The organism is Streptomyces sp. NPDC007875 (assembly GCF_042868035.1).
GTDB lineage: Bacteria > Actinomycetota > Actinomycetes > Streptomycetales > Streptomycetaceae > Streptomyces > Streptomyces antimycoticus.
Window position 1 is genome coordinate 294,290 of the sequence record NZ_JBIADZ010000005.1, and the last position, 20,069, is coordinate 314,358.

At 67.3% G+C, this 20,069-nt stretch carries 23 protein-coding genes; all 23 read right to left on the minus strand.

Annotated features, from left to right (window positions below):
* Positions 1–2 precede the first annotated feature (2 nt).
* Positions 3–4,271 (minus strand): hypothetical protein, encoded by a 4,269-nt coding sequence (locus tag ACFYOY_RS13170; protein ID WP_388586665.1) that lies wholly within the window; start codon positions 4,269–4,271, stop codon positions 3–5.
* Between the two features lie 19 nt (positions 4,272–4,290).
* A complete protein-coding gene (locus tag ACFYOY_RS13175) occupies positions 4,291–4,671 on the minus strand; it encodes a hypothetical protein (protein ID WP_388586668.1) in 381 nt (126 codons plus the stop codon).
* 29 nt (positions 4,672–4,700) lie between these two features.
* The gene (locus ACFYOY_RS13180) at positions 4,701–5,066 is read right to left on the minus strand and encodes a hypothetical protein (protein WP_388586671.1); all 366 of its coding nucleotides are present in this window, start codon (positions 5,064–5,066) and stop codon (positions 4,701–4,703) included.
* Positions 5,067–5,158: 92 nt separating this feature from the next.
* On the minus strand, positions 5,159–5,743 hold the full coding sequence (locus tag ACFYOY_RS13185) for a phage tail protein (RefSeq protein WP_388586674.1): 585 nt from the start codon (positions 5,741–5,743) through the stop codon (positions 5,159–5,161).
* Positions 5,744–5,821: 78 nt separating this feature from the next.
* On the minus strand, positions 5,822–6,190 hold the full coding sequence (locus ACFYOY_RS13190) for a hypothetical protein (RefSeq protein WP_388586677.1): 369 nt from the start codon (positions 6,188–6,190) through the stop codon (positions 5,822–5,824).
* A gap of 11 nt (positions 6,191–6,201) precedes the next feature.
* Positions 6,202–6,531, minus strand: a complete 330-nt coding sequence (locus ACFYOY_RS13195; RefSeq protein WP_388586680.1) for an HK97 gp10 family phage protein — start codon at positions 6,529–6,531, stop codon at positions 6,202–6,204.
* Positions 6,532–6,547: 16 nt separating this feature from the next.
* Entirely contained in the window at positions 6,548–6,877 is a 330-nt protein-coding gene (locus ACFYOY_RS13200) for a hypothetical protein (protein WP_388586683.1), read from the minus strand.
* A 4-nt stretch (positions 6,878–6,881) separates the two neighbouring features.
* On the minus strand, positions 6,882–7,892 hold the full coding sequence (locus tag ACFYOY_RS13205) for a glycosyltransferase family 4 protein (RefSeq protein WP_388586685.1): 1,011 nt from the start codon (positions 7,890–7,892) through the stop codon (positions 6,882–6,884).
* A complete protein-coding gene (locus ACFYOY_RS13210; protein WP_388586688.1) occupies positions 7,889–8,521 on the minus strand; it encodes a hypothetical protein in 633 nt (210 codons plus the stop codon). Before ACFYOY_RS13210 ends, ACFYOY_RS13205 begins: the two co-directional genes overlap by 4 nt.
* Positions 8,505–9,503 carry a glycosyltransferase family 4 protein gene (locus tag ACFYOY_RS13215; protein WP_388586691.1) on the minus strand — a complete coding sequence of 333 codons (999 nt, stop codon included), beginning with the start codon at positions 9,501–9,503 and terminating at the stop codon, positions 8,505–8,507. Before ACFYOY_RS13215 ends, ACFYOY_RS13210 begins: the two co-directional genes overlap by 17 nt.
* 73 nt (positions 9,504–9,576) lie before the next feature.
* Positions 9,577–10,527 carry a phage major capsid protein gene (locus ACFYOY_RS13220; protein WP_388586695.1) on the minus strand — a complete coding sequence of 317 codons (951 nt, stop codon included), beginning with the start codon at positions 10,525–10,527 and terminating at the stop codon, positions 9,577–9,579.
* A gap of 76 nt (positions 10,528–10,603) precedes the next feature.
* Entirely contained in the window at positions 10,604–11,257 is a 654-nt protein-coding gene (locus ACFYOY_RS13225; protein WP_388586698.1) for a hypothetical protein, read from the minus strand.
* Between the two features lie 145 nt (positions 11,258–11,402).
* Entirely contained in the window at positions 11,403–11,669 is a 267-nt protein-coding gene (locus ACFYOY_RS13230) for a hypothetical protein (RefSeq protein WP_388586701.1), read from the minus strand.
* Between the two features lie 13 nt (positions 11,670–11,682).
* Positions 11,683–12,426 carry a hypothetical protein gene (locus ACFYOY_RS13235; protein ID WP_388586704.1) on the minus strand — a complete coding sequence of 248 codons (744 nt, stop codon included), beginning with the start codon at positions 12,424–12,426 and terminating at the stop codon, positions 11,683–11,685.
* A 32-nt stretch (positions 12,427–12,458) separates the two neighbouring features.
* Positions 12,459–13,847 (minus strand): phage portal protein, encoded by a 1,389-nt coding sequence (locus tag ACFYOY_RS13240; protein WP_388586707.1) that lies wholly within the window; start codon positions 13,845–13,847, stop codon positions 12,459–12,461.
* A 24-nt stretch (positions 13,848–13,871) separates the two neighbouring features.
* Positions 13,872–15,521, minus strand: coding sequence for a Terminase (locus tag ACFYOY_RS13245; protein WP_388586710.1), 1,650 nt, complete (start codon positions 15,519–15,521; stop codon positions 13,872–13,874).
* An 8-nt stretch (positions 15,522–15,529) separates the two neighbouring features.
* Positions 15,530–15,916, minus strand: coding sequence for a hypothetical protein (locus tag ACFYOY_RS13250; protein WP_388586713.1), 387 nt, complete (start codon positions 15,914–15,916; stop codon positions 15,530–15,532).
* An 85-nt stretch (positions 15,917–16,001) separates the two neighbouring features.
* Entirely contained in the window at positions 16,002–16,604 is a 603-nt protein-coding gene (locus ACFYOY_RS13255; protein WP_388586716.1) for a bifunctional DNA primase/polymerase, read from the minus strand.
* Between the two features lie 839 nt (positions 16,605–17,443).
* Positions 17,444–17,635, minus strand: a complete 192-nt coding sequence (locus ACFYOY_RS13260; RefSeq protein WP_388586719.1) for a hypothetical protein — start codon at positions 17,633–17,635, stop codon at positions 17,444–17,446.
* Positions 17,632–17,805, minus strand: a complete 174-nt coding sequence (locus tag ACFYOY_RS13265; protein WP_388586722.1) for a hypothetical protein — start codon at positions 17,803–17,805, stop codon at positions 17,632–17,634. The genes ACFYOY_RS13260 and ACFYOY_RS13265 overlap by 4 nt, the downstream gene beginning before the upstream one ends.
* A 17-nt stretch (positions 17,806–17,822) precedes the next feature.
* Positions 17,823–18,842, minus strand: a complete 1,020-nt coding sequence (locus tag ACFYOY_RS13270; RefSeq protein WP_388586725.1) for a hypothetical protein — start codon at positions 18,840–18,842, stop codon at positions 17,823–17,825.
* The gene (locus ACFYOY_RS13275) at positions 18,839–19,171 is read right to left on the minus strand and encodes a hypothetical protein (RefSeq protein WP_388586727.1); all 333 of its coding nucleotides are present in this window, start codon (positions 19,169–19,171) and stop codon (positions 18,839–18,841) included. The genes ACFYOY_RS13270 and ACFYOY_RS13275 overlap by 4 nt, the downstream gene beginning before the upstream one ends.
* 16 nt (positions 19,172–19,187) lie before the next feature.
* Positions 19,188–20,069, minus strand: coding sequence for an NAD-dependent epimerase/dehydratase family protein (locus ACFYOY_RS13280; protein ID WP_388586730.1), 882 nt, complete (start codon positions 20,067–20,069; stop codon positions 19,188–19,190).

Consider the following 20,069-nt stretch of genomic DNA (forward strand, 5'->3'; position numbering starts at 1 on the left):
TCTCACCCCCGCCTGTTGGCTCGCAGTGTGGAGATGAGCTGCTGGTCACGCTGATTCATCACCCCGTGGACCTTGCCCATGAACTCACCGCTGTCGAGGTACAGATCGCCCTCGAATGTGCCGCCACCAGCACCCGGCTCGACGGCAAGCCGCATGAGCGCGTTGGCCTGCTGCGTGGTGAACACGGGCTCCGGCCTGCCCGTCCCGTTGTAGGCCAGATTCAGGCCCGGCTGGAGGTAGCCGCCGGAGTCGTAGCCGCCGGCGCGGTTGTAGGCCCGCGGCAGCGACCCGTAGTTCCGCAGCGCGTACCTCATACTCGCGTAGATGTTCGCCAGCGGATCCACGGAGGTGCCGTACATGAACGGTCCCTTGTGCTTGTACTTCCCGGCGTAGGCCCGGAACGTCGGGCCGATCACCTGCATGAGGCCCACGCTCGGATGCCCGTTCTGCCAGTTGATGTCGGTCTTGTTGACGGCAAGCGGGTTGCCGCCAGACTCCTGGTTCATCCTGCGGAGCGTGATCCCGAGGTAGCTGGACGGCTGGTGCAGCTGCTTGAGCGCGTCCAGCACCTGCGGGGTCCACCTCTGGACACCCTTGCCGATCTTCCCGATCAGCTTCAGCATGCCGTTCGCGTCGCGGGTGAACCAGCCGCTGACAGCATCGGTGATCATCTTCTTCATGCCGCCGATGGCCATCTTCGGCAGCCCGATCGCCGCCTGCCCCCACTTGGTCTTGTTCAGCCACTTCGCGCCGTCCATAAACGGCTTCAACATCCCATTGAACGACTTGATCGGATGCCGGACGAACGACGCCGCCGAGCCGACGATGCCGCCCTTCGCGAGCATCTGAGTGCCAGCGGCCTGATGCAGGGCGAGTGCCCTGGCCCGGTACTTCGGGTCGGTAGGGATGACGTACTCCGGGTATCGCGGGTTACCCTCGCCGACGATCGCGGTCGGAGCGTTGTACATGCCGGGCTGCGGGCCGCGTAGTTTGCCACCGGCCGCCAGGTAGTCGACCTTGCCCAGCGGCGGCACCCCAGGAATCCATCCGGTGATCTTCTTCCAGATCTGGGCGACGCCTTCATTCCACACATGCTTGAGCACCCAGTTGATGGGCGATTTCGTGTGCTCCTTGATCTTGTCCCAGGCGGTCTTGATGGCCTTGCGGGCAGCATCGAAGGCGTCCGCGACCTTGCCGACTGCCGACTTGATCGCGTTGAATATGGGCCGGATCCCCGTTCGCCACGCGATACCGATCGCCGTGGAGATGCCGTTGAACGCAGGCCTGATGGCCTTGTCTCGCAGCCAGCGGAACGCCGAGGCCAGAGGGCCGAAGATGTACCGACGCAGCCCCTCCCAGATGGCCTTGATGCCGTCCCAGGCCAGCCGGATGGTCAGCTTGATGCCGTCGAAAATGAGCTTGATGCCTCGCGCGAGGCTCCTGAACCAGCTTGTTGCGGCTCGCACCAGATCAGGGATGATCGAGTGGCCGACGAGGATGTCATACAGCCACTTGAAGCCGCTGACGATCAGATCGATGCCGGGCTTGATCAGGTGTACCCAGATCCACATCACAATGTCGCCGAGCTTCTTGATGCCCTGAATAAGACCGCTCAGGATCGGGCCGATGATGACCCAGGCGCCCTGAAATGCCGCCTTAACCCATGCCCAGACAGTTAGCACCACGTCGCGGAAGCCCTCAAAATGGGTCCACGCATACTGGATCGCCACCACCAGGCCGACGAGGGCGATAGCCAGCCAACCAATCGGCGAGATGCCCATGGCCAGGTTCACCAGCTTCATCGCGACCCACGCCCCGTACAGGCCCTGGATCAGCCACGGCAGGTTCTCCGCGATGTACACAACCCCATCGGCAATCTTCCCGATCACGGACAGCAGAGGCCCCGACACCGGCGACAGTGCCTGCCCCACCGAGAAGAACGCCATGGCCAGCTTGCCGATCGTGCCGGCCACCCTGGGGCCCATCTCCGAGGAGTACTGCAGGAACCGCTCGAATGCGGGGCTGCCCTTCAACGAGGTACCCCAGTCGGCGAAACGACCGGTGACCGACTGCATCCGGTCGCTGATCGAGTCCATATGCGGCACGAAGGCGCCGATCACCCCGGCCATGCCCTTGAAGATGTTCCCGAAACTGACGCCCAAGCCGAGGATGGCAGGCTTGACCGAGCCCTGCAGATCCTTCTTGAACTCCTGCCACCACGGCTTCTTAAATCCCGCGCTGGCCCGGTCCTGCAACTCCTTGATGCCATCGGCTGCAGCCAGCACCAACGGCTTCAGCCCCGGCAGCGAGTCCTTAATCCCATTCAGCGCCCGAGTGAAGATCGGCATAACGGCAGGCTGAAGCGATCGAGACCACGCCGAGAACGCCGACCGCAGGTCCACGAACGCATCGAACGTGTCGCGGGCCGCTGGCGTCAGCTTCGCGAGCTTCTCCTGGTACTTCTGCTGTGCGATGGCAGCCTGGTCCACACCCCCGGCGGCCGATAGGGACGCCGACTCGATCTGCCGCTGAGCCGAGGCGATGCTGTCCGCCGCCGACTGCTGCGCAGCAACCAGAGACTCCTGCGCACGCGCAACCGACCTGGCGCCATCCTCCTGGACGCGTGTCACATTCCGCTGAGCCTCAGACAGCTTCTCCTGGGCGTTCGCGATGTCCCGCGTGTTCTGGATCTGCTGCCGAGCCGCCGCCTGCTGCGCTTTCGCTACCGCGGCCTGCTGATCCTTGACCGCCTGCTGGGCATCCGCCAGCCGCTCCTGAGCACTCCGCACAATGTCGGAGCCCTCAACGCCAGCCTTGTCCGCCTTCGCCTTCTCTGCCGCGGTGCGGGCTGTCTCCTGCCGCTGCTCCTTGAGCCGCTGCACCGCCTGGTCGTAGGCCAACTGCGCGCGCTGCTGCTGCAACAGGCTCGCGTTCGCCCCGGCAGCCTGCACAGCGTCCAGACGCTTCCGGGCCTCCTGCACCGACAGGACAGCGTCCCGCTCGGATAGCTGCGAGTCCGCCAGCCGGTTGTTCAAATCCTCCAGCTGCGCCGCAGCATCGCGGCGAGCCTGAGTCAGATCCAGCTGCGCCTGCCGGGCCGCATCCTGCGCGTCCGCCAAGCTCCGTTCGGCCTGCTGCACCTGCTCGTTCGCCGACCGCATACGGTCCGCGGCCTGCTGGTAGGCGTCCGCCAACGACTGACGAGCCTGCCGCACCTGCTGGGCCGCGTTCCGATTCGCCTCCGCGGCAGACCTCACCGCGTCCTGCACGCCCTGCTCGGCCTGAGCGATCTGCCGTGCGGCATTCCTGTGCGCGGTCGCCAGGGCCTGCTGTGCACCGGCCATCTGCAGTGCCCTGGATGCCGCCTGACTCGCAGCCTGCCCGCCCCGAGCCGTCGCGTTTGTGGCCGCGTCCTGGGCCTGCTTCTGCGCCATCAGGGCGCCGCCGATACTCGTGATCGCAGGAAGCGCCACCGCAGCAAGCGCCCCCACACCGACAGCCGCCGCGACACCAGCCGCAGCCACCGAGCCCAAGGCAGCAGCCAGCGCCGGGATAGCGGGAATCACCGCCACACCAGCGAGTGCTGCCGTCAACTGGAAGATAGAACCGGTGGCCCCGCTCGCATCGAAGTCGAAGCGCGCCTTCTTACCGTCGACCGCATCGATCTCGGCACGCACAGCCTGCAGCTCAGCCAGAGCGCGCGCCGTGTCCGCGCGGACCTGCACATTCGGATGCTCGGCGCCCAGCCGCGTGAGCTCGGCCTCGATCAGCTTGATCTCGGCCTTCGCGTCCTCTGCGGAGATGTCGATCCCGATGCGCTTGTCGGCCAGCGTCTCCATGCGCACACGGACCGCTTGCAGGTCCGAGTCCACCTCGGAGGTGTCGGCCCCGATCTGCAGCTTCGGCAGCGACCGGAACGCGGCTTCGAGACGGGTCTTCAGCGCCCGGGAGAAGGCGCCGGCCGTCTCGTCCCCCTGCCGTACAGCAGCAGGTCGAGCCGTCTGACCGCCCCGCGTCACACCATCCCGAATCGCATCCCGCAGTGAGGCGGTGATGCGGGCGGCGATCTGCTGCCCGATCTGCTCGCCGATCCGCAGGCCAACATCGCCGACCTGCCGCTGCATCGCAGGACCGAACGAGCGGCCAGCCGCCGAACCGGCGTCCTCGCCCGCCCGGGTCGCAGCAGGCACCAGGCCGGCACGCAACCGGCTATAGATGCCTTGGGTGTTGGGGATGACGTCGACCTCGACGCTGCCAACGCTGATCGCCACGGGAGCCTCCTCCCGCGCGTCAGGCCGCGCCCCCATTGATGAGCTGGAACAACACCTCGGCGCTGGAATCCGACAACTTCGGCTTCGGTTTGCGGGGCTTCGCGCCCGGCCGTGCGATCGGCTCCGGCGGGGTCGGCTTCTTCCCCTTGCTGTCCGAGTTCGCGAGGATCGTCACGTACTCCAGCCGCGCCACCCGGTCGGCGATCAGGGCGAGCAACTGCTCGACCTGCGACCAGCGGCCTTTCTCCGGGTCGCCGTGCTCGGCCTGCTCCGCCAGTTCCTCGTCGGTGAGGTCATTGCGGAGCGCGGTCATAGTGGCCGACTCCGGCGGAAGGTGCTGAATCAGCACCCGCAGACGCCGCCACGACAAGCGGCCCCGGTGCACATCCAGCAGATCCACACCCGGGTAGTAGCGGGCGAAGTCCGCCTCTACCGCCTCCGCGTATTCTTCGAGGACCCCCGCGGTCCACTGGATTTCCCCAGGGCCTCCCGCGACGCCTCAGAGACGTTCTCAGCGAACCGCTGAACGCTCTCCCCGTCCGGGTCGAGGTCCACAAAGGTGTCGTAGTCGTCCTCGTGGAGCACGCGCTCCATGAATCCGTCGAAGTCTCCGTTGTTGATCGCGCGCATCGCCGACGCCCGCCAACGGGTGGAAGGCAGCGCCCTGACGTCCTTGGTGACGCCGTCGTAGCCGGCGAGCGACACGGTCACGTACTCGTCGCCATCCGCCTCCAACTCCTGGGCGGCAGCCTCCTCAGCCTTCGCGGCATCCAAAGCGGCTTTGGTTGTGGGCATGGCACGGGCCTCTCTCTCACGGCGCGGGCAGGGGAAGGTGGTGGGTGGGTCGGGCCCGCGCCAGGGCGACCCACCCACCAGTCATCGGGGGCTCAGGAGCCCGTGTACACCGGCGTCGCCGGGATGCTGTCGGAGTGGTAGACGGTGTTGCCCGCCGAGTCCGGATACGCGGTGATCGTCAGCTCGTAACCCGACATCTCGTCCTGCTTGAACGTGACGTCACTGCGGTCCGACACCTCGCCAGCCGGAACGTAGAAGCCCCGGGCCGAGTCGCCGTCGAAGATGGCGAACCACCACGCCCGGCGGTCCACAGACGGGCTCGCGGTCTCCGCGAACGACGTCAGCCCCGAGGAAGGAGTGAGGTCGGCGGCCGGGATGCGGAACATCACCGATTGCACTGCGACCCGCGCGGTCTCCCACAGTGTGATCTTGAAGGTTCGGATCGACTTCGTGATCGTCGTCCGAATCGGGCTGGTGAGACCCCACGGCGTGAACTCCTGCGAGTCCTCGTCCCAGCCCACCACCAGGCCGTCGTCGCTGATGGCGCCCAGCGGCTCCCACGGGCTGACCGGCTGGATAAGGGGGCTCGTCGGGGCCGTCGTGCCGACATCCGACACCCAGCCCCCGCCGTTCGAACCGATGACGGTGAGGTCCGCGGCCCTCGTGATGTTGACCATTGGGTCTCCAGACATACGAAGACCCCGCCAACAGAGCGGACGGGGTCGGATTACAGGGTCCGGCGCGGGCCCAACCGGTCAGGAAACCGGGTGAAAGAAGATCTCGTAGGTGGCCCCGCAGCGACGGAGCCCCGTGTTCTCGTAGGGACGCCACGAAGGCGCCGACACCGTTGACACCCGGCCGAAGACCGCAGCCGTGGTCTTCGTCCCGGGCAGCCTCATCGCCAGCGCATCCCGGACCTCGCGCGCGAGGAGGGAAGCACCGGCTCGAGTAGCCGCATACGCGTCCAGGTCCACCAGGGCCCGATCGAGCCGGAAGCTGTCATCGCCGCCCCCGACCCGTTGCACCTGCCCCAGCGGGAGAACGTCGAGCAGGTTGGCCGGAAGCTCCGCAGCGAACCGCGTGCCGAGCTGATTGCCGAGCCAGGCGATGAGCTCGACCTCCACATCAGGCCACATCAGCGGCCCCCGGCCTGGGCAGCACGCAGCATCACGTGATGAGCTGGCACCTTCTCTGTGCCGTACTCCACCCAGCGGGCGTAGTAGGCCGTGTTCGTCACCGTGGCCGTGGCACGGTCACGCTTCCGGGCGCCGCGCCTGGTAGATGTGACCACGACGGAAGCCTTGTACAGGCCCGGGTGCGGGTCGCGAGGCCCCGCATACACCGGCGCTATCGATTCTGCTACGCCCTTGATGACGTTTGCCCGGCGCACCATCTCTCGCTCCATCATCTCCGAGCGGAGCAGTTCACCGATGCCCTTGCGGGAGATGCGGAATCGTGCAGCCATAGGCCACCTCCAAACATCAGCCGGTGACGCGTTCCAGTGCAACCACCACGGGGCCGCTCGACCCCGTGAACGGCGATTTGTAAGCGCCGGCCTGGCCGTCGACCTCGTAGAGGACGCCGGCGACCCGCACCTTGTCCGTGGCCCTCAGATCGGTGCCGACGGGGGCGTAGAGGGTCAGTCCGACGATGACCGTGTCTCTGGCCTGGGTCTGCTCGTTGCCGCTTGCCGCATTGCCATCCCGGGGTGCCACACCGCAGCCGGGCACCGGGATCTCCTCAGGAGGGCCGGGGACTTCCACTCCGTACTCGTCGTACTCGGTCGACGCGCCGGGCCGCACGATGGTCACGGTTTCACCGTGAGGCAGTGCGCGCACAGCACACCTCCTCCGCTGCCTCGCACCAGGCATTCAGGTCTTCCGTCGGGTCGAGGGCTTTCGAGCGAGCCTTCGCCCGGCGTGATGCCGCCCGGTACGCGGCGGGATCGTCGAGCGCCTCGATCGCCTTCTGCCAGGCGTCGATGTCCTCACGGTCCTGGAAGATGCCCGCAGCCCCGAGAGACTCGCTGAGGCCCTCGGTGGGGTGCGCGATCACAGGTATCCCGCTGGCCATGGCCTCGACGCCCACACGCCCCCACGACTCGTAGTCGGAGGGCATCAGCAGGAGTCGGGTTCGGGCGTACACCTCGTCGCGCATTCTGCGCCCGTCTATGTGGTCGAGCACCAGGACGTTCGGCAAGTCAGGTGGCTGCTGCTCGCCGTAGCCGCCGCGGACCGCGAGAAACTTGCGGTCCGGCATGCGCTTCGCGAGTTCGGACAGGACACCGACGCCCTTGGTGGCGGTGCAGTTGATCAGGGTGATGCAGTCGCCCGGTCGCGTCCGGTACTCCTGCGCGTGCACCGGAGGCCGCACCACCAGCGTCCTGTCCGGACACTGCGGCTGGCCGTCGAAGTGCCGCTCAGCCTCCGCCCGCATCCACTCCGAGTTCACGACGACTAGCGCCGTCGAACCCGTGGCCATCGGCTCCCACGTCAGATCGAACGTGTTGTGACACACCACGACCATGGGTACGCCATGACCGCGAGCCAAGCACGCAGTGAACGGCACATTCTCCAGGTGGCTCACCAGCAGATTCGCTCGGGCTGCCGCCGAAGCGAACCTGCCGTCGAGGCTGTGAGGGACGACGCGGACGCCGTTCACCTCATACGAGTCCCGGCTGGCGGCCCACTGGGAGAGCCACACCTCGACGGTGTGGCCTCGCTGAACGAGGGCGCGAAGCATCTCGTGCAGCGCCCACTCCGCTCCAGCATTGTGATCCGGCGGATAGGCATGGACGCGCGCCACTACGCGAAGCGAGCCCGTCACCGGAACCTCACCATCGACATGCCTGCCTTCCGCCGGTACCCGGCCAAGGACAGCATCTTGCGATCCTCATCCGTCATGACCACCGCAGTGCCAACCCCGGAGCCGTCCGTGCGGTAGCTGTACGGGCCGATCGTCTCCCCCACCACCCCTCCAGCAACCGTCGGCGCCGTAAGTGTTCGTAGCACCATGCGGGCGACCACGGCGACGACGTCCGGCGGGACCACCGTCACGCCATGGCTGTAGGTGACCCGGTAGGTGCCCGGGTAGGCGTCGACGTCCTCGTCGCGCCAGAGTTCCGACAGGTTGATGATCGGACTGTCGGTGCATGTTCGGACGATGTCGAGGCCATCCCACTGCCAGCCGACGACAGGCAGATCAGGTGCCCCGCCGGCGCCGATCGCCACCACGTCGGTCACGTCGATTACGGGCCGCTGCGGAAGGCGAATCTCACCCTGCTGGGCGCGCACCACCACGGTCTGGTTGTCGGTGCGGGTGAAGTCCTGGCCCGTGTAGGAGCGCACGAGAGCCGAGGCGTCAGCCAACAGGGCGTTCGCTCTGGCTGCCTCGTCGGCGGTGAGCGGCCTTCCGATGCGGGCTTCCAGGGCGGTCAGGTCAGTGAGGGCGTCCACGTTTCGCCACCCCCTCGATCGCCTGGCACCAGGTGTCCAGCTCGGCTTTGGGGTTAAGCTCGGCGGCTCTGGCGGCGGCAGCCTTGGATGCGCGCGGGTATTCCTTCTGTGTGGTGAGCCGCTTGATCTCGGCTATCCAGGTATCGAGGTCGTCCCGATCACAGAACGCTCCAGCTGGGCCGAGGGACTCGCGAAGTCCCGGTGTGGGGTGGGCAAGGACGGGGATGCCGCTGCACATGGCCTCGACTGCGACCCGACCGTAGGACTCGTATACCGACGGGGCCAGCAGCAGCTTGGTTCGTGCGTACACGTCCTTGGCCATCCGGCCCCCGGGCGTGTGCGGCACGATCTCCACGTTCGGCAGGTCGTCGCGGATGATCTGGTGGCCGTAACCGCCCACAACCCCGAGGAAGCGCCTGCGAGGCATCTGCTCCGCCAGGCCGTAGAAGACCTTGGCGCCCTTCTCTTCTGTCAGGTTGATCAGGGTGATGCGATCCCCCGGTGACGCCCGATAGTCCTCGACTGCGACCGGCGGATGGACGACGATCCCAAACGGCATGGGCCGATCCCCGCGGTGAATACGCCACCACGCCTCGACGTCGGCACGCATCCACTCGGTGTTGTACACCACCAACTGTGGTGTTCCCTTGACCATCCACTGCTTCGATTTGTCGTAGGTGTTGTGCAGCAGATGCGCCACCGGGATCCGGTTCAGCTCGCCCAGGATCGAAGCCCGCGCCGTGTTCTCCAGATGCGTCACGACCACGTCAGCACGGCTCTCGCCGCGCATCCATCGCCCCGGGTCCGACTTGCTGCGGAACGGGTGCACCAGCACGCCATCCAGCTCGTACCCGTTGTCCGCCGCAGCAGCCACGGACAGCAGGACATCCACAGTGTGGCCTCGGGCGGCCAGCTCCCGTAGGAGACTGTGCGCCGCCCATTCGGCGCCCGCATTGTGGGCCGGCGGGTAGGCGTGCAGCATCGCCAGGACCCTCAAGACAGGACTCCGATCTCCGGGCGGCGGCCCACCAAGGGGTCGGCCGCCGCCGGGGCCGTCAGGACGCCGCAGTGGTGGACTGGACGACACCGAACGGCGAACGCGTCGCCGAGTTGGTGTTGAGGCGGGTCGCCGGGTTGGCTGTGGCAAACGCGACGCGCATGACCACGCGCATGGCCACCGAGTCCTGCTGCATCAGGTTGAGGATGACCTTGCCGTCGTCGTCGGAGATGACGCCCTCTGTGAACAGCTTGAACGAGATGTCCTGCCGCATGCCGACGATGGCCTTTCGCCAGTCGCCCATCAATAGCTCGGCCTCCGAAGTGTCCCAGGCGCCGTTGGTGAGTTCCGACATCGGATAGCCGTACAGGGTTCCGCCCGGGGTGCCCTGCAGATTCGGCTGGTAGATCGGCACACCCTGTTCGGAGCGGATGCCGTTCAGCCGCCAGGTCAGACCGGGGCGGGACATGAAGCCGTTGACGGCGAACCCGTCGGCGGCGACCTTCTCGGCGACCGATGCCACGTCCACGGCGAAGTCGGCGCCGGCACCGGAGATCACGGCGTTCCCCGCCGCCACCGCTTGCTGATACACCGCCGTCGGCCACGTGCTGGGCTTATCCGCACCGAACAGGGCCGCGGCGTCCAGCTTGGCGCCGATCGCCTCCACGAGCCGCGGCCGGACCTGGTCCCAGATCGGCATCTGGGCGTCGTCGAGGTACGCCTCGGGGATCGGCACGATGGCCGCGATCTCCTCGACGATCAAATCGACGTTCTTCCAGTCCTGCGCGGTCGTCTGCTTCAGCCCGGTGTCGCCGCCCACGAAATAGGCGATCGGCATCACGTCCAGGACCGGCTGACGCTGCGTCTTCGTCGACATCGGCACCTGCGCCGCACGCTGCAGCAGCGCGGACGCGGCGGGCATCTCCTCGACGATCTGAGCAGACACCGGCTCGGGCACCAGCGGATCGTTGCTGGCATCCCGGCTGACCAGAGAGTTGTAGGTTGCCACGGGGTCTCCTTCCGGAAGTGCAGCGGCTCCGGCCCCGCGGCAGGGGAATCTCCGGTTGCTGCAGTCAGTTCAGGGGTTAGGGATTGCGTCCCGCCATGCCGCGAATCCAGGCGTCCGGCGACACAGGGGCCGCCGATGCCGGGGATGCGCCCGGGGTGAGGGACTCCACCGGTCGCTGAGACGGCGGCGGGGTACTGGCCTTGAGGCGCTCGGCGAGCACCTCGGCCCGCTGGTTGATCTCCTCGTCCGAGCCGGTGCCGAGCAGGTCAATCAGGTCCGGCGGGATGTTGTGCGTGGCGGCAGCCATGAGCCGGGCGTTCGTGGCCCGCATGTCGGCGAGCTGCTGCTCGACCGTCTGGGCCCGCTCGGTCGCCTTTTGGATCTCGGTCTTCTGTGCTTCCTCGATCTCGGCGTACTTCTGCGCCGCCTGCCGCAGGGACTCGATCTCATCCTTGGACTTGAAGCCGAGAGCACTGAGGTGCTGGTTCTCGTGTTTGCGCGCCAAGGACTTCCACTTCGTGGCCTCGGCCTCCCAGTCCGTCTTCGGCTCCCCGTCGTCGGCTGCCTTGCCGCCCTCGGTTCCGGAAGTCTCCGAGACGTTAGGCGGAGATGCCTGCTGGGGGCGGTTGAGGAACTGGCCAGCTGCGACAGCGTTGCCGAGCATCTGCTGAGCCTCGCCGTCGCCGTCACCCGCAGGCTGTGCGGGCTGCTCGGCGGTGGTTTCGGACATGAGGTGACTCCCGTGTCGGGATAGGCGCCCGCCATGTCGGCCGACGCGGTGTGGGCATGAAAAAGGCGCCCACCCTGTCGGCGAGCGCTTCAGTCCAGGCTGCTGGCCGACCGCCATGTCGGCGGCCAGGGGCTGCCCGGATCGGTTAGGACTTCAGGGACCCATCTGCCGCCCAGGTGGACGGGATGAGGCTGGCCAGGTTGAGTTCGCGGGCCCGTTTGAGGATGAAGCGGCGCACCTTGGCGCGCGCCTCTTCGGTGTTCGGCCGCACCCGGCCCACCGCTCGGATCGCGTTCTCCAGGTCTGTGCGATTACGGATCTGAAAGCGGCCGGGACGGTCGTGGCCGGGGGCGGGCATCGCCTTTCCCTGCTTCACCAGGTCGCGCATTGCGTCGGCGGACGGCTGTGCCACAGTTCACCTCCCCTCATCGCTGTCGCTCGGGTGGCGTGTATTCGGCACGGCCTTCGGTTTCCCACCAGCGGCGGAACGCGTTCACCGCATCCCTTCCGCCGGTGCCCCTCGTCACGCGTAGCCAGTCGTCGTACAGCCTGTTCGCGAGCCCGACGAACGGCTCATCGAGCGTGAATGCAGGCCATGCCTGGCAGCCGCAGTGGTCGTGGTACGAGTTGCCGCCCTGTCGCGGGTCGCCGGCCGTCTTGGCGGTCTTATACACAGGCCCGCGGGATGCGAGCATTGCGCACCAGGCACACGGATCGTTGTCGGTGACCCGGGACCATCCGGTGGCCCGCTCGTCGTCTTCGATGGACTGATTCATTACCGACCTGCCGCCCTCGAGCGCCAGATACTGCGTGGAGCCCACCATGCGGACCGCTGCCGCATCCATGGCCTGCTGCGGCGTCTTCCCCGCTGCGATCGCCTTCTTGAACTCCACCGGGCCCGTCACATCCAGAGCCGACTCCAGTCGGTCGATAGCGAGCCGCAGCGGCCCGGACGGGGCAAACCCGTCCTCCGGCACCCCAGCATCCTGACGGGCCTCCATATAGGCGACACGCGCCAGCACGGCGGACTGCTCACGGGCCTGCTCCACGATTGGCATCAGCGCGGCACGCACGGCAAGCCATGATTCGTCCACCTTGGCCGGGTTCATCAGGTCCCGCCACACGCGCAGCACCTGCCGAGCCATCCTGGCGACGAGCAGCGCCTGCACACGGCGATACGCCTGTGCCTTCCCCGTCACCGTCAAGCCGCCGGAGCAGTCGGCTCAACAGGCACCGAGGCGTCGGGCGGGGGCTGCATCTGCTTCTCGATGATCCCGTTGAGCCGGTTCATCGCATCGCCCTCGGACGCGGCCTTCTTCCACCGCTCCACATCCGTCTGCGTCACACCAGGCACCCGCTCCCACAACTCCTGCGGCGGCACCCCGAGCATCGTCACCAGCTTGCCTAGCGCGTCCACGGTCTGCGCCAGCGACCGAGCTGATGTGTCTCGCCACACCACCTGAGCGGCCGTGTCCTCCCAGGAGACCGTGTCTCCGGAGGCGAGACCGACCAGCCGCAGGAGCTGCTCGTGAGACTCCCCGCACAGCGATTCCCGCTCGTCCGTCTTCCGGTCCAGGCCATCCCGTGCCGCGGCCAGGGCCTCGGCCGACAGGTTCACCATCTCGCCCAGCAGGTGATACGGCGGCACCTGCGAGATCGTGGCCGCGTGCCGAATCGACGCCTCCCGCGACTTCAGATAGCCGCCCAGGTCGGTGGCGTCGAACTCGCCGAACTTCGTGTCCGTGTCCTCGGCGACGAACAGGCCGTCCACCCGAGCCCGGAACGGCTCCATAGGATTGCCGTTGTCGTCAACCGGGGGTGCCATGCCGGTGACCCACCGCTGCCGGAACGCCGCGTACTGCTGCGCCATCAACAGGTTGAACGTCGTCATATTCAGCTGGTCCTGGACGTCGAACAGCGGCTCAACCTCGCCGATCACACCGTCGCCGTCCAAGTCCTGCGTGTTGACGTACCGGACGATCGGGCACACGCCGAGCCCGTGGTTCATCACCCAGTCGCCCTCGTCCGGCTTCAAGCCCGACCCGTCCACCTTCCCTACGAGCGTGTACCGGTCCTGATCGTCATAGATCCGCACCACACGGCGCTTGCCGTCCTTCGTGTTCTCCAGACGGTCCTCGACCCCGAAGATCGGCCACTCATCGTTCACCGAGTCCGCATATACGGCCGTCATCCGCCGCGGACTGAACGGGGTGATCACCGGAACCGGCTTGCCTGGCATCACCACTGCGTAGGACGCCCCGTAGGTGAGCACTGAGCGGTGAATGCCGTGCTGGCGAGCATCCATCCGGTTCGCCTGCCACACCTGCCACGGCGCCGCATTCTCGTCCGAGCCCGCCGGCCGGTAGCCATCCACGTACATGTTCTGCGCGACCACCGTGACCACCAGCGGCAGGATGTTCACCCGCGCCCGCTCAATCAGCCACCGGTACTCCGCCCGGGCACCCCGCGGCACGTAGACGCTCGAGTGCTTCCCGCACATGTAGTCGGCGACCTTCTGTAGCCGGGCCTGCTCGCCCTCACGCAGCTTCAGCAGATGACGCGCCGTCGACACCGCATCCGTCTCCGACATCACCACGCCGCGCCCACCTCCTCGCTACGCGAACCCATGCACACGCCCCGTCCGCCGTCGCTTCTTCTGCCGCTTCGCCCAATCCGGCGACGCCAGGAGAGCCCTCCGCGCCATGTCCGCCAACTGCATGCCCGCGAAACCGTCGACCTTCTTCGGAGACTCCCGGGACTCCTTGCCGAACGACACACCCCACCGGTTCGGCCGGCGCCGGGCGTTGGCAACGTGCCGGTTCAGCATCTCGTGGTCGGCGTGGAGGATCTTGCGGTCCTCGATCGCCTGCACCAGCGCCTCCGTGGCCTTCGTCAACTCCTGCTGGTGGCCGCGCATGTCGTAGCCGATCGCCGACTTCGGTGAGGCCTTCACCAGCAGCTCGTCGCGGTAGGTCTCGCCCCACTCGTCGATATAGGACTCCCACAGCTTCACGTCGGCGAAGAAGGCTCGCACCTGATACATACCGAAGGCGTGCGCAACCAGATCGGAGACCTGCTTGCGGTCGACCTCCCAGTTCTTGCCCCGGGGCCCTTCCGGTCGTTCCCAGATGCCCAGCGGCTGCACCAGCCGGTCCGAGATCCGCATCGCGATCAACGCAGTCGCGTCATCCGACTTACCGCCATCGAAGCCGAGGGAGATCTCGTCGCCGTCCTGCAACCGCAACTCCGAAGCACACAAAGCCCACTTGCCCGGGTCCAGCAGTGCATCCTCGGCAGCGACCGGCTGGTTCAGCCAGTAGCGTCGCGAGTCCGACGGCGCCGACTGCGGATCCCAGATCTCAGCGATGATGCCGTCCAGGTCCATCCACGCCGCCGCCGGCCCGTAGGCCTCTCTCAACCCGGCGAGCAGCGCGCCCCGGTCTGCAAGGTCGGTGCCGTCCTTCGCCTGCCGGTGGTCGAAAAGCAGGCCCGCCGCGTCGGTGTCACGGATCCGGCCCTCCCGGATGGCCTTGTAGTACGTGTGCGTCGCCTCGGCCACAGAATCTTGGCCGGGCTCGTACATCGTCGACGTCTCGAGGCACCACGGCTCAGCTTCCTTGCGCTTGCGCAGGTTCCGCCGCACCGTGCCGTGCATGCGCCGCAGCTCAGGCAGCACGTACAAGTGCGTTTCGTCGAAGACCGCGAAGGTTTCCTTGCCGCCATCTTTCGCCGCCGAGGATGCAGTCGACGGGGTGATCTCGCCCCGCTGATGGTGCAGGATGATCCGGCTCGACGACTGCGCCGACTTGCCGATGTCGATGCCGGGGAACTCGTCGCCGTGATGCTCGACGAGGTACTCCAGCATCGTGGAGACATTGTCGTAGGTGTTGCCAGACTGGCCTTCCTCCGTCGCCAGGCAACGGATGAACGGCGACTTCACCGGGCGACCGACGGGCTCCCCACTCGCGTCCCAGCCGTCGAAGCGCACCGGGAAAAGCGCCTCCGCGCACACCAGCATCCCGGCGATCTCAGACTTGGCGCGGCCCTTCGCCCTCGACAAGAACGCCCGCCGGTACACCCGCCTCCCGGTCTCAGGGTCGATCCGGTACGCCTTGACGATGAACGCGTAGAACTCGTCGTCCAGATCGATCGGCTCGCCCACCACGTCGCCAGGCCCATGGCAGAGGTACTCCTCGATGTGCTCGACGATCTGACGTCCAAGAGAAGGGAACTCTCCGTCGTACTGGGGGCCGCGCCACGGCATGGCACCCCCTACACGGCATCCTCCGACACGATCCGCAGGTTCTTCCGCCGGTCCGACGTCGACCGCGGAGTGGGCTCCGCCGGGGGCTTGTCGACCGGGGTTTCGATCTTCAGCTTGAGGCGCATCCGGTCCTCCGGTGTCGCCCCGTACTTCGCTGCCCTGAGGCGCACCTCAGACGCGAACTCCCAGCGACCCTTGGTCCACATCACGTGGTGAAGGAGGGCCGTATCCAGCAGGAAGTCCCAGTCCGTCTCGATGAACATCTGAGCCTGCGGAGCGCGCCGCCACGTCTCCCACCACTGCCGTGTACGCGGATGCCAATCCTCCTCATCCGGCAGCACCCCCTCAGGCAACAGCGGACCACGGAGTTCGCCATCCTCCTGCACACGTTGCATCTCGGCATCACGCGACTTCGTGTCCCGAGCCCGGGAACGTGTCTGCTTGGGGGCGAAACCACGACCAGCCACCAGGGGCACCCCCTCACAGCAAGTCAGCAATCACCCTCGACAGGTCCGCCAGTTTCGACGGCGCGCCCTCGAACGGCTGGCGAGTGACAGTGATGTACCGGCCCCAGTCGTACACCTCGATGGCAGCCTCTCCGCGGCGCAGTTTCCTCCCACGCCCCACCGATCCGCGACCCCAGATATGCAGGCCAGTGCCGGACGGCGACACCTCGACATAGGTGGGAGGCAGCTTCTCCATGATGGCCCGCGCCCACGGCCGCAACTCGCCGTCAACGAACGCGTGGTCCAGGTCGATGCACACAAGCCGGTCTTCCGAGGTGAGCACGAAACCCAGGCCCGCGCCGGCGGTCGACCGCCGGACCGTCCTGTAGGTGCACCACGACGACGGATCGGTTGATGAAGCTGGCGTGACGCGTCCCCCGTTCACGGACAGCGGCACCTTTCGCCCGGTGTGCCGTACCCACTGCCGGCGGCGCATCATCGCGACCGGAACCGGATCCGAAGCCTTCTGCCGGCTACGGCAGGCCGCAGTGCGGCAGCGGCCAGAGCAGTAACGGGCGTGCGCGCGAGCCAGGACCGGCAGAGTCCCCCGGCAGTGCTCGCAGCGCTTCGTCGTCATGAGAAAAGGATAGCAGGAGCGTGTAACGCTTTCACTGCCCTTGACCTGCTCCTATAGCGAATCCTGCCCAGCCAGGTCGCTAGCGGGCAGGCCCCGCCCGCCAGCTCGTCAGCGACATAACCGCAGGTCAGAGCTTGATCACCAGATCCCCAGAGTTACGCGCACCGCGGCAAGCTAACGTGCCCGATCCTCAAGATTTTTTGATCTTGGGGGGTGCCCCCAGGTGATCTTGAAGTCTTGATCCACGCTCGCCGCAGGGTCAGCCGATCAAGCCCGGGTGATCCTCGACAGGCCGGCGCCTGGGCGGCTTGGCGTGGGCCACAGCAGACGCCTCGGCTCCAGTCTTGCGGTTGTGATGCCACTCGCACAGCGACCACAGGTTCGAGTCACTGTGATCGTCCACCCCCTGGGCGGCGCCCACCTTGTGGTCGACCTGGTTGGCCGGCTCACCACACAGGCCGCCTGTGGCGATCGGCCACTGACACACCCAGCCATCGCGCTTGAGGACGCGCCGCCGGATGCGCGCCCATCCCTTGGGAAGTGGAGCCGAGCGCCGGCCCTGGCTCGGCATCAGCGGCCGCCCTTGGTCTTGCGTGCAGCTTCCTCGCCTGGGGCGTGACCTGGCCTGGCGCCGGTCGCTCGCACATGCAGGTTGGAGCACAGGCCCTTCACGATGCTGGGGCTGACGTGCTTACCGAGTTCCACGACGCACCTGTCGAAGTCGCGGTAAACCGGGGACGCCCCATTGGATCTTTGCTGCGCCTTCGCCGTGTGCCCAGTACTCCATGAGTCGTTCGGTTGCTGCGGGGTGTCGCTGTGCTCCTCCGGTGTCCACCATGTCAACCACCTCCCTCCTCTGTCGGCGTCTGGTCGATGCGTTGGATGCTGCGGATGCGGTCGATAGGGATGGCGAGTGCGAGGCCGGCGCTGTCGTTGAAGACGGCCCATTCGGCTCGGAGGTCGAGCTCGAGTGCGGGGTCTTCGACGATGAGGTCGTCGGTCCCGTCGAATGCGACTACGTAGCGGATCACGGCTTCGAAGGCTGGCGCCGGACGCTGCGAATGTTGCTGATCGGGGCAAGGTAGACGACGTTGTCGGAAAGGATGGCGGTGACCGTGCGGTCGTCGCAGTCGTACTCGACCCTGTCCGCCTGAACGTGGTCTTCGATTCCGTCGAGGTAGGAGAACAGGTACGTGTTCATGGCGCGGGCCTTCCGTTCTATGCGGGTTCGACGATCATCCAGGCGACCGTGCTGGTGTCGGTGCCGCTGGAGCTGGTGATTGTGAAGCTGGTCCCGGCCGTGCGCGCGGAGACGCGCAAGAACCCTGCGGTGCCGCCGAGCGCCTGGTTCGTCAGGAAGATCTCGCTGGAGGCTGTCACCGCCGTGGTGCTGACGGTGGCGGCACCTGCAACGAGGGTGGCGCGGCCCATCTTGGCGTTGCTGCCTTCGGCCACCATCAGGCCCCGGCCTGCTGTGGCGATGCGGAAATCCGAGGTGGCGAGGGACAACTGGTTGGCGGCGGTGCGGCTGAGGACGACTTCGCGGGCTGCCGCTCCGGAGCCCATTTCGATCTGCCCGGAAGCGAGCATCCGGCCCCGGTCGAACGCATCGCCGCTGACGAAGACCCCGATGCCGACGCTGCTGCTGGTGGAGAGGCTGGAGTTGATGCCGCCGGTCATGGTGCCGCCCGCTGTGGGCAGTACGCCGGTGGTGGGGTGGACGTGGCCTGCGTCGGCTGCTTTGCCGGTGGCGCCGGCGGCTTGGGTGCCGAGTGGGGCGATGTCGGCGGCGGTTCCGTCGAGCTGCACCACGCCCGCGGTTGAGGTCGTGGCGGTGGGCAGTGTGGGGGTTCCGTGGCTGTGGTCACCCTTGGAGTAGGTGGCCGCCGACCCCGCGTTGGAGGCTGCGCCGAACGTTGTCTGCGCGGTGACTGTCCCTGCGGCGCTGGGCCCTGCTGCTGGGGTTTGCCAGGTTGCGGCGGTGCCGGAGGTGGCGGTGGGCACCTGGCCCGAGGTGGGTGTGCCGGTGACGGCGACGCCGTTGACCTTGGCGACGGTCGGGTTGGGGTAGGTGCCGCTCAGGTCTCCCCCGGCTGCGTCTCCGCTGCCGATGGCGCCGAGGTCGGTTGCGGTGATGGTGACGTCGCCGCGTTCGCCGTTGACGGAGGTGACGGCCCCTTCGGCGACCTGGATGACGCGCGGGGGCTGGGTGCCGTTGGGGGTGACGGTGATGTTCACTGGGTCACCTCCGGGGCGAGGAGAGCGCGACCCTGTAGCAGCCGCATGACCGTGCCGTCGCTGGAGAGTTCGAGGTCCCACCTGCCGGAGCGGGTGAGCGTCTCGGTGATGGTGGCGGGGATGAGCAGAGTGATCGCCGCCCCGGTGATGGTGAGGTACGGGGTGAGGTCGAGCAGCAGCTCGGCGTCTGGGGCGGCAAGGACCCGGATCTGTGCCTCCGCGGTCCAGCCCGTCCAGTCGACGGGGCTACCGTCGTCGTTGACGCAGGTGTAGGTCTCGGCGAAGGTGGCGCCCTGCTCGATCTGGAGATCCCATGCGCCAGCGCTCACTGCCCGCCCCTTTCGGTCAGGTGGCCAGTGCCCGCCGGATGCCCTGCTCCAGGGTCACCTTGGGCTGGTAGAAGGCGAGCATCCGGCTGGGGTCGCACACGCGGTGGTGGACGCCCCGCGGCGCCGTGGGCAGGTGCTTGAGCTGTGGCCGGTAGCCCGCCGCCGCGGTCACCATCTGGGCGAACTGGTCGAAGCTCGTGGCCCGCCCGGTGCCGAGGTTGACGGGCCCGGTGACGTCCTGGTCGACGGCTGCAAGGGTGGCGCCGATCAGGTCGCTGATGTGGATCCAGTCGCGGGTGCTACTGCCGTCGCCCCAGATCTCGAACGGGTCGTCCCGTCGCTTGGCGCGGGCGATGAACGCGGGGAACGGGTACGCCTCGTCCTGGTCCTCGCCATAGCCGGAGAACGGCCGGACCACGGTCATGCGCGTGCCCTCTGCCGCCGCGTACTGGCACAGATGCTCGCCGGTGAGCTTGGCCAGCCCATAGGTGGCGTCGGGGCGTCCGGGGCGCTCGTAGTCGATGTCGTCCTCCCGGAGTCGCCGCACCTCGCCCGGCTGCTGGAGAGCGACCGGGTATGCGGCGCTGCTGCTAAAGAACACAGCTCGCGGGGTCTTGGTCCTGGCGAGCCACCGCATGTACCAGGAGTCCAAGGCGAGGTTGGTGGCGACGCCGAGCGGGGATCCGTCGATGGATGCCCGGCCGCCGACGATCGCCGCCGCGTGGATGGCAAGGTCGTACCGCTGCGTGTCGTAGCGGAAGAAGTCGAGTGCGTCGCCGCTCCGCACGAGCGGAGTGGAGTTGAGGTCGATACCGAAGACGTTGTCGCCCCGGTCGAGGAGCGCGCGGTGCAGGTGGCGGCCGACGAAGCCGGAGGCGCCAGAGAGGAGGACGCGCAC

Coding starts and splice junctions, on each gene's coding strand:
- ACFYOY_RS13250 (WP_388586713.1), bottom strand. CDS start 15,916: ATGCAACGTGTGCAGGAGGATGGCGAACTCCGTGGTCCGCTGTTGCCT.
- ACFYOY_RS13265 (WP_388586722.1), bottom strand. CDS start 17,805: ATGAACACGTACCTGTTCTCCTACCTCGACGGAATCGAAGACCACGTT.
- ACFYOY_RS13195 (WP_388586680.1), bottom strand. CDS start 6,531: ATGGCTGCACGATTCCGCATCTCCCGCAAGGGCATCGGTGAACTGCTC.
- ACFYOY_RS13245 (WP_388586710.1), bottom strand. CDS start 15,521: ATGCCGTGGCGCGGCCCCCAGTACGACGGAGAGTTCCCTTCTCTTGGA.
- ACFYOY_RS13185 (WP_388586674.1), bottom strand. CDS start 5,743: ATGGTCAACATCACGAGGGCCGCGGACCTCACCGTCATCGGTTCGAAC.
- ACFYOY_RS13225 (WP_388586698.1), bottom strand. CDS start 11,257: ATGTCCGAAACCACCGCCGAGCAGCCCGCACAGCCTGCGGGTGACGGC.
- ACFYOY_RS13180 (WP_388586671.1), bottom strand. CDS start 5,066: ATGCCCACAACCAAAGCCGCTTTGGATGCCGCGAAGGCTGAGGAGGCT.
- ACFYOY_RS13255 (WP_388586716.1), bottom strand. CDS start 16,604: ATGACGACGAAGCGCTGCGAGCACTGCCGGGGGACTCTGCCGGTCCTG.
- ACFYOY_RS13240 (WP_388586707.1), bottom strand. CDS start 13,847: ATGTCGGAGACGGATGCGGTGTCGACGGCGCGTCATCTGCTGAAGCTG.
- ACFYOY_RS13215 (WP_388586691.1), bottom strand. CDS start 9,503: ATGCTGCACGCCTACCCGCCGGCCCACAATGCGGGCGCCGAATGGGCG.